The sequence below is a fragment of the Salinisphaera hydrothermalis C41B8 genome, from assembly GCF_000732535.1.
Taxonomy (GTDB): Bacteria; Pseudomonadota; Gammaproteobacteria; order Nevskiales; family Salinisphaeraceae; genus Salinisphaera; species Salinisphaera hydrothermalis.
The window spans coordinates 30,978-45,278 of sequence record NZ_APNK01000023.1 but is presented as its reverse complement, the minus strand read 5'-3'; the positions used below and the strand labels follow the sequence as shown (position 1 = coordinate 45,278).

Genomic DNA, 14,301 nt, shown 5'->3' with positions numbered 1-14,301 from the left:
GGTTTCGTGCGCGTCCGCGCCAAGCGCAGTTTTGCGGCAAGACGAGGCGTAGCGAACGTGGCGTAGTCGTTCTACGCGAGGGAGCGACAACGCTGGATTGCCACAAAACAGCGCTTGTCCCTCCGGGTTGGGCCGCAAATCGCGCCCGGCGGCGTTGCGAGCCTGGGTCGTGGCACGCCACGACGCGGCGACTCGCGCCTTGCCGGACACGATTTGCGGACGCCAACGCGGTGCGCACACGAAACCGCAACACGCCCTAGCGCGGCCTGACGTGCTTGCGAAATCCGAACGCGTCGTCTTTATGCTGCAGTGGTCGTTAAACCATGACCCGAGGCGGCTGCACATGTATTACATCGTCGAGACGGACAAATCGTTCGACCAGGCATCGGTGGATCTGGAGGCTGCGGTCAAGCAGCATGGATTCGGGGTTCTTCATATACACGATCTCGGCGCGACGTTGCGAGACAAAGGGGTCGCATTCGACGAGCAGTGCCGGATTTTCGAGGTCTGCAATCCGCGACAGGCGGCTAAGGTGCTGTCCGCCGACATGCGGCTGAATATGGCGCTGCCCTGCCGCATCTCGGTCTACACCGAAAACGGGCAGACCCGGATCGGGCTGATTCGCCCCGCGCCGATGCTCGCGTCCTTGTCCGACGACTCCGCGCTGGCATCGGTCGCCACGGAAGTGGAAGAAAAAACCATCCGTATGGTCGACGACGCGAAGTAGTGCCCTGACTATCGCGGCTGTAGCGGCACGGCACGTAGCGGCGGCCGCCAACGCTTAAAACCTCTGCCGGCCGAGAGTGACACGCCTTCGGGCAGTCCTGCCTGGCTCCCTGGCACGAGCACGCGTCGGCCCGAACGTCGCAAAATCGGCCCGGTGGGCTTACCGCCCAACGGGGGCGTTGATTCGAACCACCGGGCCCGCGCGGCAGAGCAGAAACCCAGGCACGTCTTCGTTGCACCGGATAAACCTTTCAGTATCTCGCGCCGCCTGACTGTAGAATCCCCGCTTCGACGAGCCCCGCTCATTATCCAGCCCTCGGTTTCTACGGTCTTATCACCTCATGCGGAAGTCAGTTTTTTGTTCGTGTCTGTTCGTTATGTCGGCCTTCAGCGGCGCCGCCTCGGCTGCCGATACGCCCGCGACGCCGCCGGTTATCGTGCCGTCGCTGCCGCCGCTGGATGCCAAGGCGTACGTGTTGATGGACTATCGAACCGGGCAGATACTCGCGGCCAAGGACCGGGACAAGGAATTGGCGCCCGCGAGTACGACAAAGCTGATGACCGCGTACATCGTGTTCCAGGACATCAAGCGCGGCCATATTTCGCTGGATACGAAGTTCCATGTGAGCAAGAAAGCCTGGCATGAAGGCGGCTCGCGCATGTTCCTGAAGGTCGGCTCGGACGTGAGCGTCGACAATCTGTTGAAAGGCATGCTGGTGCCATCGGGTAACGACGCCGCGATGACCCTGGCCGAAGGGGTCGCCGGTAGCGAGCAGGCGTTTGTGGCGCGAATGAACCAGCAGGCACGCCAGCTCGGGTTGCACGACACGCATTACACGGACCCGAACGGGCTGCCCAAGCCGGGCCTACACAGCTCGGCGCTCGATCTGGCCAAGTTGTCGCGGGCGATCATCCGCCAGTTCCCGGACGACTACGAACGCTTCTTCGCGCTGAAGTCGTTCACCTGGAACCACATCCACCAGAACAACTACAACAAGCTGCTGTGGCGCGATCCCAGTGTAGACGGTCTCAAGCCGGGTTACGTGAGCGCGGTGGGCTACAACCTCGCAGCCTCGGCCGAGCGCCACGGCATGCGGTTGATCGGCGTGGTGATGGGCGCCGACAAGCCGAAGGCTTCGAGCGCGGCCAACTACATCAATCTGGCCAAGGTCACCGGCTCGCTGTTGGACTACGGGTTTCACAACTATGCCGTGCACAAGGTGTACGACGCAGGCCAGTCGGTGATCAAGGCGAAGGTGGCGCACGGCGAGAAGGACAAGGTGGCGCTTGGGCTACGGCATTCGCTGTATGCCACGGTGCCGCGCGGCCAGTATTCCGAGCTGAAAGCTCATGTAGAGCTGCCCGGTTCGATTACGGCGCCCATCAAGAAAGGCCAGCCGATCGGGCATCTGGTGGTGAAGCTGGGCTCGCGTGTCATTGCGCGAAAGCCGCTCGTGGCGCTGAACGACGACGCCCGCTACAGCTTCTGGTAGCGGCTACCCGGCCACTTGCGGCGGCCTGCGAACGCCGGGCCTCTGATGCCGCGGCGTTCGTGCCCGAAGCCACACACGGCGCCCGGCCTCGCGCCGCGGGCGCCCGGTTCTCACGCCTCGCGGGGCGCACGCCGTGTCGACGCTCAGGCCATCGGCTCGCCGTCCAACAAGGCCGGCGAGACGGCGACGCGATTACGGCCGCGCTGCTTGCTCCGATAAAGCGCCCGGTCGGCTCGCTCCAGTACCCCAGCTAGGCTATCGTCCGGGCGGATCGTCGTAACGCCGAACGACGCGGTCACTCGGGGTACAGCGCCGATCGGCGCATTCGCAATCGCCCGCCGCAGGCGTTCCGCTACCTGACGGACGACGACATCGTCGGCGCCGGGAATGACGACCAGAAATTCTTCGCCACCCCATCGCGAGACGCACTCGTTGGCACGCAAAAGCGCCTTGCAGCGGGCTGCCACGGCGGTGAGTACCTGGTCGCCGACGGCGTGGCCGTACGTGTCATTGATTGCTTTGAACCGGTCCAGGTCGAACATGATGACGCCGCCGCCAATCCGCTCGGCGATACAGTTTTTCAGGAGTTGCTCGCTAACGCGCCGATTGTGGATTTTCGTCAACGGATCGAGATTGATCAGCGCCTCCATCGATACGCGATCCGAGGCCAGGCGATCGATCGTGCCGTGCATGCCCGACAGCATGGGCAACAGCACGACGAGCATGAGGATGATCGGGCCATAGGTCATCAGCAGGCTGGTGCCACGGGGTGTCCACATTTCGGCCGGATGTGCCACCAGATAAATCAGCACCGGCAAGGCGATCAATAGCCAGAGCAAGAGTGCGATACAGAACGCTTGGCGTAATGGGAAGAAGAACATCACCATGACGATCAGCACCACCAGCAGCGATGAGATCGGCGGCAGTATCGCGATGAGCTGGGTACCCGGGGTTGTAAGCGCCTGCACGGTATATAGCCAAGTAGGTGCAATAAGCGCGACGCTGGACGCGGATAATGCCGACCGGGTGACCGGCAATAGCCATTCGGGATGGCGTACCAGCGCAACGAGCGAGCCGGCGAATACCAGGCACATCAGGGGCGGTACAACCACGTCCATCAGATGGCTTCCGGGGTTTAGCGCGTTCACGAGCGTGGCCGAGGCGGAGGCGAAAATCGCCAGCGACATCATGACGACCACCGCGGTATGCACGTAACGCCCGTCCGAGACGTCCCTTGGCATGGTTGTTCTACCCCCCAACCCGAACACTGGAACACGCGCCTTACGACGTGTTCGATTATCGGTGCGTCCACCACCGCATGGCCGGCGCCGTCGACCTGCATGGCGGTATAGCCAGGGCCTGCTTGTGCGTCTTTCCGTACCGTGAAGCTCGGTGGACAATAGCAAGACTCGAGGCGCCCTTCTATTTTTCGAGTCGCGCCCCCCGGTCGAACCGGACGCTGCCAGGAGGCCCGCCCGCGCCGAATATGTCGATCGCAGCGACCAACCGACCCGGTCGACACGCCCGACTGGCCACTCGTGTGATCGTTACTCGTGCCCAGGCAGGGCCGTTGCGGGCCGCAACGAATTGTTTGTTATCCACGATCCACGCCGGCATCAGCGAAATGACGCTCGACCAGCGTTCGCGCGTGGCGCCACAACGCGGTTGACCCGCGCTCGATGGTGGGCCCGTAACGGGCGAGAACGTCGGCCTCGGAGACGCCGTTTTCGGCCCACGTGCCACCACCGGTCAGCGTATTCAGCAATAGCGGCTGCAGACGATCAAGCGCCTTGGCGAACCGGGCTTCCGGCGTTTGGGCCGCCTCGAATTCCTGCCAGAGCGCGAGCAGATTTGCGGCCTGATCCTCGGGCAGAATGCCGAACAAGCGATCGGCCGCCGCCTCTTCCCGAGCCGCCACAGCCTGTCGATCGTGGTCGCCATGAATCGGCGTATCACCGGCATCGATTTCGACAATGTCGTGGACGAGCAGCATCTGGATCACCCGGGCAGTATCGACGGTCGCGTCGTCCGCGAACACGAGCGCGAACATGGCCAGATGCCAGGAATGCTCCGCCGAGTTCTCACGACGGCTCCGATCGGCCAACGGGGATTGGCGTACGATGGTTTTCAACGCATCGATTTCGGCGAGAAACGCCAACTGCTCGCGCATACGATCGTTCGACATACACTCGCTCAGGTTAGTGGGCACGATGTGCCGGCGCGCGGGCTGCGCCAGCGGGGCCATCTTACGCGTCGGGCATCCTCGGCGTGGGCCAGCGCCATCTGAGCGAAATCGCCTCGAAGAACACAAAAAAGCTCCCGGCGTGACGCCGGGAGCTTTTGTACCGAGGCCGCCACGTGGGCGGCCGTATCACCGGTGGGCAACGTTTGGCTTACTGCTGAGAAATCATCAGCGACTTGCTGTTGACGAACTCACGCATGCCAAAGCCGCCGTGTTCGCGACCGTAGCCGCTGTCCTTCACGCCGCCGAACGGCAGGTTGGGCTGGGCAATGTAGTAGCCGTTGATGCTCACCATGCCAGTATCGAAGTGGTCACGAGCCAGACGCACGGCACGATCCTCGTCTTCCGAGAATACGCCGCCACCCAGGCCGTAGACCGAATCGTTGGCGATGCGAATGGCATCCGCCTCGTCCTTCGCCCGAATGAGCGAGGCCACCGGGCCGAACAGTTCGCCGTCATAGGCCGGCATACCCGGCTTGACGTTTTCCAGCACCGTGACCGGATAGAAGAAGCCTTCGACGTCCGGCACTTCGCCGCCGATGGTGGCCGTGGCGCCCTTCTCGACCGATTCCCGGACTTGCTCGTGCAGTTTGTCGCGCAAGTCTTCACGGGCGAGCGGGCCGAGCTGGGTGTTTTCGTCCGACGGATCGCCGAACTCGATCTGCTTCATTTTTTCGACGTAGGCATCGCGGAATTTGTCGTACACCGCGTCCACCACGACGAAGCGTTTGGCGGCAACGCAAGTCTGGCCGTTGTTGTTGATGCGGCCGGTCACGCAGGCATTCACAGCCTTGTCGATATCCGCGTCTTCCAGCACCAGGAACGCATCGTTACTGCCGAGCTCGAGCACCGTCTTCTTGATGTGCTGGCCGGCATCCGCGGCGATCTTGCGGCCGGTGGCCGCGCTGCCGGTAAAGGTCACGCCGCGCACGAGCCGATGCTCGGTGACCTGGCTGGCCTGCTCGTCGCGGATGTAGAGCACGTTGAACGCGTTCTCGGGCAAGCCGGCGTCGCGGAAGATCTCTTCCAGTGCCTCGGCGCAGCCCCAGACGTTGGGCGCATGCTTGAGCAACACGGTGTTGCCGGCCATCAGGTTGGCGACCGTATAACGGATGACCTGATAGAAGGGGAAATTCCAGGGCTGGATGCCGAAAATGATGCCGATCGGTTGATGGCTGACGATCGCTCGACCGCCGGGCAGATCGCGCTGCTCGTCGGCAAGCACCTCCGCCGCGTTGTCGGCACTGTAATCGCAGATGCCTTTACAGAGATCGATCTCACCCGGCGCCTCCGCGATCGGTTTACCCATCTCTTCGGTCGCCAGGCGCGTCAGCCGATCCTTGCGCTCGACCAGCAGCTCGCCCACCTTGCGAATGATGGCGCCGCGTTCGTCGAGCGAGCGTTGTTTCCAATCAACAAACGCCTCGTGGGTCTGCTGGATCTTCTGTTGCAGCTGTTCGTCCGTGATCGTTTCGAATTCACGAATCGTACGGCCGTTGGCCGGGTTGATGCTTTTCACGGGTTCCGTCATACGGCTCTCCAAAACACTCAATGGTGCGGCACTGGCAAGCCGGTACGAGCCCGGTCTTACCGTCCGCTGGTGATTGGTTGATGCAGACACCCGATTGGTTTTTCAAGGCAAACCGTAGGTTACGACGAGCTGCGATAGGCTCCCGACGGCGGAATTGACGCTCGGAAGAAAGCCCCGATGGTCGCCCGTGAACACATGCAGGCAGTCCGCTGACCGGGCGTGGCGCCGTCGTCGGGCAAAGCCGTCCTTGGACCCCGTCGCTCACGATCCGCGGGGCGGCTGGCTTGCCCTGCACGCACAGGCCGATGCCGTGGCTCCCTCGCAGGGCCGCCCAGCCGGCGCCGGCCTGCTCAGCGGCGGCGTACTCGTTTCGTGGGAAATGACGTTGCCTATTCGGGCTCGTCGCCCATGCCGAGCATCTAATGCCTCAGATTCAGATAAGACTCCGCGCGCTCCGCGGCGCCGAGGGTCGCGCCCAGCAACGGAGCGTAGGGGCCGAACGCCGTTTCCCGAATATCGATGGGCGTCGGCAGCATGTTCAGCACCGCACCTCGCAGGCGACTGGAAAACGCCGGAGTACCGAAAACCCGACCAGCGAATACCACCACGGCCGGGTTCAGCGTGATGATAGTGTTGGCGATCGCCCAGGCGATCGCGTTGATCACGGCTTTGGCCTTGTCGCCCGCTGGCCCGGTTTCGAACGCCTCGATCAGCTTGTCGGTATCGATCGAGGAATCGTCCGGCGAGGCGACGCCCAATTCGATCAAACGCTCGACCAGCGTTTGGCCCGGCGCGACCCGGGCATGGCCGATCTCGCCGGCAAGCCCCGACGCGCCTCGATATAGCGCGCCGTTGACGTAAATCGCCGAACCGATGCCGGCGCCGATGAAGACATACAGAAAATTCGGCTGCGAACACATCAGACCGATCCGGCTCTCGGCGAACGCGGCCCAATGCACATCGTTGTCGACATGCAGCCGATCGGGGGCGAGCTCGAAAATCGCCGAGCCCACGTCGATGTGCCCCGCGGTGAACGGCGAATTTGGCATATCGATCACTTGCCCCGTCCAGGGGTCGACCGGGTCAGCCACCGAACAGGTCACAGCAAGGCATTCGCCGGTCGCACGCGCTCGCCCTTCAGCGACCAGGGCTCGGCTTCGCTCAATCAGCAGCCCGGCTGTGGTTTCCGGGGTGGATTGCTCGATTTTTTCCCAGAGCACTCGCCGCGACAAGTCGCTGACACGCAGCCCGATCCAATCGTGATCCAGGGCCAGACTCAGGGTGTAGCCCCGGGCGCCGTTGACGTCGTATAGCAGCGGCACGCGTCCGCGCTGGACGCTTGGCCGGCCCGTTTCTCGAATGATATCGGCTCTTAGGAGTCGCCTCGCCGACTGGGAAGCCGTGGGACGGGAAATACCGATATCGGCCGAAAGCGCGGCGCGAGAGGTCTGCCCATAGGCGATCAAATGATGGAAAAACTGGCGATCCACATCAGTGATGGCCATTAGCGCCGGCTCATCGCATAACGTCGGTTGCTGTGCGGTCATAGCACTTTTGTCGAAATTGACCCGATTAAGCGTGACAGCTGCCGCGGCGAAAAGCTATGGTTATAGCCTAATAGTTAACCCCATTTACAAACTAACGGTGACCCGCATGTCGGATACCGCGCTGGCCGTCTCGGCTTCTACACTGCCGCATGATCTTTCGGACCAGATCCGCTCGCTGAAACAGGCGGCACGAGCGCAGATCGGCGACGTTGAAGGACTGTTCAAGACGGTCGAGACATTTATCGAACGAGAGGTCGAGGACATCGAGTCGGCTCGTGCGGCCGGCAGCAACGTCTGGCCACAGATCGAGTACGACGCACTTGCGGACGGCCGTGTCACCGATGCGCAGATACGGGATATCAAACGCCGCGGCTGTGCGGTGATCCGCAATCACTTTCCGCACGACCGGGCGGCTGAATGGGATCGCTCGCTGGTGGCGTATCTGGACGACAACGACTTCGACAACGTCTATCGCGGCCCGGCCGATGATTTCTTCGGCAGTTTGTCGGCATCGCGCCCGCCGATTCTTCCGATCTACTGGTCGCACGCCCAGATGGAAGCACGGCAGGACGAGCGCATGGCCACGGTCCAGTCGTTCATGAATCGGCTGTGGGCGCACCAATCGGAAGGACAGACATGGTTCGATCCGGATCGTAATCTGCTCTACCCGGATCGCGTGCGTCGGCGCCCGCCGGGCACGACCTCCGACGGACTGGGCGCGCATGTCGACTCCGGCTCGATCGAGCGCTGGCTACATCCGGCGTATCAGAAAGTATTTCGGCATGTTCTGAACCACGCGTTCGACCGGTACGATCCGTGGGACGCGGCCTGGCGGAGCACCATCGACGAATATGAAAGTTCCACCATGTGCTCGGCGTTTCGCACGTTCCAGGGCTGGACCGCGCTATCCGACATGCCGGCCGATCAGGGCGTGCTGCATACCGTGCCGATCCCGGCGGCCATCATCTACGTGCTGCTGCGGCCGTTGCTCTCGGATGTGCCGGAAGACTCGCTATGCGGCGCCGCCCCACACCAGGCCCTACCGATCAGCGAACGATGGCATCCGTTGCTCATGCGGGCGTTGACCGGTGTTCCTGAGATCAACGCAGGCGACTCGGTCTGGTGGCACTGCGACGTGATCCATTCGGTCGCGCCGGTCGAGAATCAGACCGGGTGGAGCAACGTAATCTACATCCCCGCTGCGCCGTGGTGCGATCGCAACGCGCATTACGCGCAGCGCGTTGCCCGCGCCTTTGAACAAGGCCACTCGCCCGACGATTTCCCGGCCGAGCATTACGAGGCCGACTGGTCGAACCGCTTCGGGGCAACCGATCTGAACGAACACGGCCGCCGTGGCATGGGGCTCGACTCCGCCTGAGTCTCGCGGCGGGGCCTTCTTGCCACGGCCCAGGCCACGCAGCGATCGACCGGGCCATGTCGCCCGGTCGAAAACCCGCCGCTATGCGCTCGCCGCGGGCAGTGCACTTTCGAAACCGGCACAGCGCACCGACCGCTCGAAAGCCACCAGCGCCGGCGACCACCCTGCTCTGCACATGGCTGCGAACCGCGTCACGACATGACCGACATCGCTCGGCAGATCGAAGAAATACACGGCGAAACCCGAGCGTTGCGCCTCGACCACCGTTTTGGGCAGCAGCGCATAGCCCATAGCGGCCGCAACACAGCCGAGAATGCCCTCGTTGGAGCCGAACTCGAAGATACGACCGCCGTAGAGCCCCAGATGATCAAACAGGCTCTCGACGCGGTGGCGATAGTGACAGCCTGGGGCGAAGGCCCGAAACAGGAGTTCGAACAGTTCGTCGGCCGATGGCAAAGCCTGCAACGGCTTATCGGTCGCGAGTACCAGGGATCCATGGAAGGCGTCCACGGTATACCACCGTGAATGCGGTACCGGGCCGGCGATGAACGCACCGTCCAGCGTACCCTCGAGCAGCTGGGCCCCGATATCGGCCGTGCTGCCCGGGCTCAAACGCAGACCGACCGCCGGAAAATCGGCGTGATAGCGCGTCAAGAGCGTGGGAGCCGAACGTCTGCCGTGGTGGTTTCCATCGAGCCGATACGGCGCACGCCACTGGGTGTATTGCTATCGCGAAAGACGGCCAGCGCGTCATCCTGGGCGGCGAGCGTTCGTCTGGCATGCGACAACAGCCGATGCCCTGCCGACGTGAGACCGACCTTACCGTTCCGCTGAAACAATGCGACGCTCAATTCGCGCTCGAGTTTCTTCACATGCGCGGTGACATTCGATTGCACGGTATGCATGCGTTGGGCCGCAAGACTGAAACTGCCGGTCTCGGCCACCGAAACGAACAGCGTAGCGACTAGAGCTGCACGGGGCGACGACCTCATCATTATTTGCGATCGAAAATATCAGCGTAAATCGTTTTTTATGATTCGGGTGCTTGCTTACAGTGGCTCGGCAGTCCGCGGCCGGCCTCCACACCCACACCGCCCCGCTCGTTGCCAAACGGGGACTCTGATGAATACACAAGACCTGGGCGCACGCGGCGCCGAGCTATTGAGCACGATACTGTGTGCGAACGTCGCCACGTCGCACGACGATCGGCCCTGGAACACGCCGGTGACCGCTATCGCCGATACGAATCTCGATCTTTACTGGTCGTCCTGGACCGAGGCGATCCACTCGCGAAATATCCGAGCGAACCCGACGGTGTTCGTGACGTATTACGATTCGATGCGTGAGCGCGGCACGAACAACCACCGTTGTCTTTACTTGCGGTGTGACGCGGCCGTCGTGGCCGACCGCGGTGAAGCCCGGCGCGCGCATGAGCTGATCTATCCGGGTCAGGATGTCGATCTCGAGGCGTTTTTCGGTGACGGGCTCCGGCGTTTTTATCGGGCCCGCCCGATCCAGGCATGGTTGAACTGTCTTTCGGAACAACAGCTCGAGCCGTCCACGGTGGACATGCGGGTTGAAGTGCCGCTCGAGCCCGGATCGCCGGCAACCCGGCCGCGTAGCGCCTGCATGCATGGACAGGGCGCGCGTCGCGCCCGAGCGCCGTAATCGGCAGGCCACCTGTGCCTGCCGATCGCGAGCCGACCCCGCATTCGCGTACGGGGCCGCGTTCTCAAGCGGCGGAACTTTCGGAACGCGGCGCCAATTGATAGACCATGCCCCAGGGGTCGACCACTTCGGTCGCGCGGGCCGGACCCGACGCCAGTCCCAACGCGATGCGCTGCAATCCGGCAACGCCCTCGGCACGGCGCACCGCGCCAGCGCTGTTCCAGCTGTTGGCCGCGATGTGGTGATGATAACCACCCCGCGAGAAGAAACTCGCACTGGGGTAGCGACAGGTCAGATCGAGACCGATCTGCTCTCCGAAGAACTGTTCGGCAACCTTCGTATCGCCGACCTGCAGGTGGACATGCCCGATGCACGCCGTATCCGCGACACCCGACCACTGGCGTTCGTCAGCCGCTGCCAGCAGATCGCGCACATCGAGCGGCGCCGTGGCCATCCGGACCTGACCGTCCTGCCAGCCCCAGACCGCGCGCGGCCGATCGGCATAAACCTCTACGCCATTACCTTCCGGATCCTGCAGATAGATTGCTTCGCTGACGAGATGATCCGACGCGCCGTCGAGCCGGACCCGGCGATCGAGGACATGCCGAAGCCAACGCGCGAGTTCGCCGCGCGACGGCATCAGAAAAGCCGTGTGGAACAAGCCGGCAGCCCGCGGATTGGACGGCGTGGCGTCGGGCCGTTCGATCAGGCGCAGGAAACCACGCCCGCCGGCCCCGAGCGACAACTCGCCGGTCTGTTCGGACACGGGATGCAGACCGAGCACGTTTTCATAGAACGCCCGTGTGGCGCGCAAATTGCGCACCACCAGTTCAACGCGGTCTATCGTCAGTGCGGATGTCGATGACGCGTTCATGCCGCGCTCCAGCCGGCACGAAGACGCGTGCCCTCGAGCCGTCGCTGCCACACCAGTACGCCATTGCCGGACAGCGAAACCGCCCCGAGCGGCAGCATCACGAACGCCGGATATTCCCGGCCGTAAAACCACAACAAAGCGGCCGGCCCAAGGCGCAACAAGCGCCACGCCCAGGGGGCTAAACGATCATCAACCATGGTCAACCTCGCGTATGCCATTACACGTCATGGCACGAGATTGCGCGCTCGTCGCGTCGGCCGCCAGCCGCCCGACCGTGTTTTGACACTTTCCGAAATCGAAACAATCGTCAGCCGGAAGCTTCCCATGCCGGCGGATCATCGAAATAATCGACGAGCCAATCGATCAGGAGCCGTACCTTGTGCGGCGGACGACGGCCCGCCGGATGCACCACATAAACGCCGGTACCCGGAATCGTCCACCGCGGCAGCAACCTCACCAGATGGCCGTCGGCCACACTCGAAGAAGCCACGAAGCCGGGTATGCGCGCTACGCCGAGGCCGGCGCGGGCCGCTTCCAGCACGGCTTCGGCATCGGAGAAACTGAGCCGGGATTCGACCGCGACACGCACCGCGGGCTCATGCGCACCGGCGTCGAACCGCCAGATACAGGGATCGGGGAAATTGGTATCGATGACGCAATCATGCTTCGCCAGATCGCCCGGCGTCTGGGGTGTGCCGTGCTGGTCGAGATAGCCCTTGGCCGCAACCAGCCAGGCGCGTGATGACGTGAGGCGCCGTGCGACCAGCGTGCTGTCGGTGAGACGACCGATACGCACGGCCGCGTCGTAACCTTCCTGAACCAGATTCACCGCCCGATCGGCGAACGACACGTCCAGGCTGATCCGTTGATAGCGCGCGGCGAACGCGTTCAGGCTCGGCACCACCCAGCGCACGCCGAATGTATGCGGCACGGAAATACGTAGATGCCCGGCCGGCTCCGCACTGCGTGTCGTGACCGCCGTGTCGAGTTCGTCGAGCGATTCGAGCACGCCCCGAATGCCCTCGAAATAGAGCTGCCCCGCCTCCGTCGCCGACAGCGCCCGCGTGGTGCGCTGGATCAGCTGAACGCCGAGCTGCTGCTCCAGACGCGCGATCATTTTAGAGGCGGTCGCCGAGCTCACCCCGATGCGTCGTGCCGCGGCCGCGAAGCTGCCGAGCTCCAGCACGGCCACCAGCATCCGGTCACAGTCGTAGCGATTCATTCAGCCGTCACGTTGGCCGCGGATCAGGACGCCGCCTGGCGACGCAGATTGATGATACCGCGCTTGGGCGGCGCGCCGAAGATACGGCTGAATCACGACGGCGGCATTCCAAAGAAGGCCGCTCAGGCTCCGGCCGTGGCCCGATCGAGCGGCGTTCGGCGATACCGCACGACGCCGATCGCGACGATGCCCACCAGGAACAACAGCCAGGCCGACGGTTCCGGCACATCGGCGGGCGGCTGATCGACCGGCGGGAAGTTATTGCCGAACCCCGGCAGATGCACTTCGCCATGCTGGTCGAACGTGTTCGCCACGACGCTGCCTTCGAGGTTGTTCTCATTGGAGATCGATGCATCCGGCGCCAGGATCGAGCCGCGGAACTGGTTCTGGAAATCGATGGCGGAGGCATCGAAAAAGTTCCACAGCAGGTTCGGCTGCGACGACGAATAATCGCCCAGGAAGTTGGCAGCGATCCGGCCGGGATCTCCGTCCACGTTAATCAGTACCTGAGCCGATGGATCGCTGTTCACCTGAATTTCGTTGATGCCGTTGAAGAAGCTGCCCGCGATATTGAATACGGTCAGCGGCTGGCTGGCATCGGCCGTGAACGTGGCCCGGCCGCCGTTGATGCTGACCGTTGCATTGCCGGCTTCACCCGCGAGCGAACTCGAGTAACCACGTAGGATCGATTCCAGATCCGGAATGGCCACGCTGCCGGTTTGAATGTTGCCGTGCGAGCTCGACGTATCCACGCTTCCGCCCACGGTGGCGGTACCGCCGTTCATGGTCAGGTGATCGACGTTGCCACCAATCCATGCGTCGCCGTTGCTGTTGACGTGCTTGTCGCCGCCGGTAACGTTGCCCCCGACGATCAGCGCCGGATAGGCCGACGTCGGGGCCTGGCTGCCGTGCTGGTAGAAATCACCGTTGCCGGTGAGATTCCCGCCGACATAAGTCCGCCCGTCGACGTGCGACGACGTATTCAGATCGCCGAATACCACCAGATTGAACTGGTTGAGCACGTCGCCGGCCGAGAGCATGCTCGCCGAGGCAGTGCTTGCAACCGACAGACCAATCGCCGCAGCGAACACGACCGACAAATAACGATGCATCCGGGGTCCCCTCGAACCTGTAGCAATCAACCGCCGAGCACCGATGCGGGCTGGCGGTCGTTGGCCAGAAACAGCCTTTGAAGATTGTCCTTAGCGAATCGCATGCCAACCCCTATATCTTTTTGTTTTCATTGCATTCAAAGACGATCCAACTCGATTCGCCGGGGTAGACTGTAACTATTTTCGACACGCCTCCCGCAGCGCACACCCATCGCCGCGTCACCAAGCACGCCAAGCCACGAACTCGCAGGCTGCGATAAATACATCGCCCCCGCCGATCCAGCCATCGGGGTAGCCCGACGCAGCGAGGACCGCAGGATCCACGGGCCGTCAGTTTTGTCGACAGCCAGAGAAACGCCGCATGCCGAAGATCAACGCCGGTTCGATCCAGGCAACGTCGCCCCCCTTGTGATTCGGGCGCTGTATCGCCGCCGCCGCGTTGAGACGGCGCTCATCAGCTCTATTCGCGCTCGATGTCGATTTACCGCCCACGAACGCCGGCCGAAAT

Annotated in this window: 14 protein-coding genes; 4 read left to right on the top strand and 10 right to left on the bottom strand. The window is 63.0% G+C overall.

The annotated features are described in order from the left end of the window. Nucleotides 1–343 precede the first annotated feature (343 nt). Both C41B8_RS13560 and C41B8_RS13555 read left to right on the top strand, forming a co-directional pair. Complete coding sequence (locus C41B8_RS13560) at nt 344–727, top strand: DUF302 domain-containing protein (protein WP_037339223.1); 384 nt, start codon at nt 344–346, stop codon at nt 725–727. A 376-nt stretch (nt 728–1,103) separates the two neighbouring features. Next, nucleotides 1,104–2,219, top strand: a complete 1,116-nt coding sequence (locus tag C41B8_RS13555) for a D-alanyl-D-alanine carboxypeptidase family protein (protein ID WP_198025197.1) — start codon at nt 1,104–1,106, stop codon at nt 2,217–2,219. Between the two features lie 143 nt (nt 2,220–2,362). Here the strand turns inward: C41B8_RS13555 and C41B8_RS19705 are convergent, their stop codons facing one another. From C41B8_RS19705 to C41B8_RS13535, 4 genes are all read right to left on the bottom strand, one after another. Continuing rightward, nucleotides 2,363–3,460, bottom strand: coding sequence for a GGDEF domain-containing protein (locus C41B8_RS19705; protein ID WP_084188979.1), 1,098 nt, complete (start codon nt 3,458–3,460; stop codon nt 2,363–2,365). 353 nt (nt 3,461–3,813) lie between these two features. After that, nucleotides 3,814–4,404, bottom strand: a complete 591-nt coding sequence (locus C41B8_RS13545) for an HD domain-containing protein (RefSeq protein ID WP_037339221.1) — start codon at nt 4,402–4,404, stop codon at nt 3,814–3,816. A gap of 208 nt (nt 4,405–4,612) precedes the next feature. Continuing rightward, nucleotides 4,613–5,992, bottom strand: a complete 1,380-nt coding sequence (locus C41B8_RS13540) for an NAD-dependent succinate-semialdehyde dehydrogenase (protein WP_037339218.1) — start codon at nt 5,990–5,992, stop codon at nt 4,613–4,615. Between the two features lie 419 nt (nt 5,993–6,411). After that, on the bottom strand, nt 6,412–7,314 hold the full coding sequence (locus C41B8_RS13535; protein ID WP_198025196.1) for an ROK family protein: 903 nt from the start codon (nt 7,312–7,314) through the stop codon (nt 6,412–6,414). 331 nt (nt 7,315–7,645) lie between these two features. Between C41B8_RS13535 and C41B8_RS13530 the strand changes: the two genes are divergently transcribed. Continuing rightward, nucleotides 7,646–8,917: a DUF1479 domain-containing protein gene (locus C41B8_RS13530; RefSeq protein ID WP_037339212.1), complete on the top strand. Its 1,272-nt coding sequence runs from the start codon at nt 7,646–7,648 to the stop codon at nt 8,915–8,917. Nucleotides 8,918–8,998: 81 nt separating this feature from the next. Here the strand turns inward: C41B8_RS13530 and C41B8_RS19700 are convergent, their stop codons facing one another. After that, nucleotides 8,999–9,571, bottom strand: a complete 573-nt coding sequence (locus tag C41B8_RS19700; RefSeq protein WP_051883515.1) for a LysR substrate-binding domain-containing protein — start codon at nt 9,569–9,571, stop codon at nt 8,999–9,001. Next, entirely contained in the window at nt 9,568–9,909 is a 342-nt protein-coding gene (locus C41B8_RS19695) for a LysR family transcriptional regulator (RefSeq protein ID WP_198025195.1), read from the bottom strand. The genes C41B8_RS19700 and C41B8_RS19695 overlap by 4 nt, the downstream gene beginning before the upstream one ends. A gap of 130 nt (nt 9,910–10,039) precedes the next feature. On the opposite strand from C41B8_RS19695, the gene C41B8_RS13520 reads away from it, so the two are divergent. Next, nucleotides 10,040–10,585 (top strand): pyridoxamine 5'-phosphate oxidase family protein, encoded by a 546-nt coding sequence (locus tag C41B8_RS13520; protein ID WP_037339209.1) that lies wholly within the window; start codon nt 10,040–10,042, stop codon nt 10,583–10,585. A 64-nt stretch (nt 10,586–10,649) separates the two neighbouring features. On the opposite strand, the gene C41B8_RS13515 is transcribed toward C41B8_RS13520, so the two are convergent. From C41B8_RS13515 to C41B8_RS13505, 4 genes are all read right to left on the bottom strand, one after another. Beyond that, nucleotides 10,650–11,459: a VOC family protein gene (locus tag C41B8_RS13515; RefSeq protein ID WP_037339206.1), complete on the bottom strand. Its 810-nt coding sequence runs from the start codon at nt 11,457–11,459 to the stop codon at nt 10,650–10,652. Beyond that, nucleotides 11,456–11,656, bottom strand: coding sequence for a hypothetical protein (locus C41B8_RS20495; RefSeq protein WP_156962534.1), 201 nt, complete (start codon nt 11,654–11,656; stop codon nt 11,456–11,458). The genes C41B8_RS13515 and C41B8_RS20495 overlap by 4 nt, the downstream gene beginning before the upstream one ends. Nucleotides 11,657–11,766: 110 nt before the next feature. Beyond that, nucleotides 11,767–12,681, bottom strand: coding sequence for a LysR family transcriptional regulator (locus tag C41B8_RS13510; protein ID WP_037339203.1), 915 nt, complete (start codon nt 12,679–12,681; stop codon nt 11,767–11,769). Between the two features lie 122 nt (nt 12,682–12,803). Then, complete coding sequence (locus tag C41B8_RS13505; protein ID WP_037339201.1) at nt 12,804–13,793, bottom strand: choice-of-anchor A family protein; 990 nt, start codon at nt 13,791–13,793, stop codon at nt 12,804–12,806. Nucleotides 13,794–14,301 lie beyond the last annotated feature (508 nt).

Bases quoted from the DNA above. Each gene is read 5' to 3' on its own strand.
- C41B8_RS13560 (WP_037339223.1), top strand. From the start codon at position 344: ATGTATTACATCGTCGAGACGGACAAATCGTTCGACCAGGCATCGGTG.
- C41B8_RS13555 (WP_198025197.1), top strand. From the start codon at position 1,104: ATGTCGGCCTTCAGCGGCGCCGCCTCGGCTGCCGATACGCCCGCGACG.
- C41B8_RS19705 (WP_084188979.1), bottom strand. From the start codon at position 3,460: ATGCCAAGGGACGTCTCGGACGGGCGTTACGTGCATACCGCGGTGGTC.
- C41B8_RS13545 (WP_037339221.1), bottom strand. From the start codon at position 4,404: ATGTCGAACGATCGTATGCGCGAGCAGTTGGCGTTTCTCGCCGAAATC.
- C41B8_RS13540 (WP_037339218.1), bottom strand. From the start codon at position 5,992: ATGACGGAACCCGTGAAAAGCATCAACCCGGCCAACGGCCGTACGATT.
- C41B8_RS13530 (WP_037339212.1), top strand. From the start codon at position 7,646: ATGTCGGATACCGCGCTGGCCGTCTCGGCTTCTACACTGCCGCATGAT.
- C41B8_RS19695 (WP_198025195.1), bottom strand. From the start codon at position 9,909: ATGAGGTCGTCGCCCCGTGCAGCTCTAGTCGCTACGCTGTTCGTTTCG.
- C41B8_RS13520 (WP_037339209.1), top strand. From the start codon at position 10,040: ATGAATACACAAGACCTGGGCGCACGCGGCGCCGAGCTATTGAGCACG.
- C41B8_RS13515 (WP_037339206.1), bottom strand. From the start codon at position 11,459: ATGAACGCGTCATCGACATCCGCACTGACGATAGACCGCGTTGAACTG.
- C41B8_RS20495 (WP_156962534.1), bottom strand. From the start codon at position 11,656: ATGGTTGATGATCGTTTAGCCCCCTGGGCGTGGCGCTTGTTGCGCCTT.
- C41B8_RS13510 (WP_037339203.1), bottom strand. From the start codon at position 12,681: ATGAATCGCTACGACTGTGACCGGATGCTGGTGGCCGTGCTGGAGCTC.
- C41B8_RS13505 (WP_037339201.1), bottom strand. From the start codon at position 13,793: ATGCATCGTTATTTGTCGGTCGTGTTCGCTGCGGCGATTGGTCTGTCG.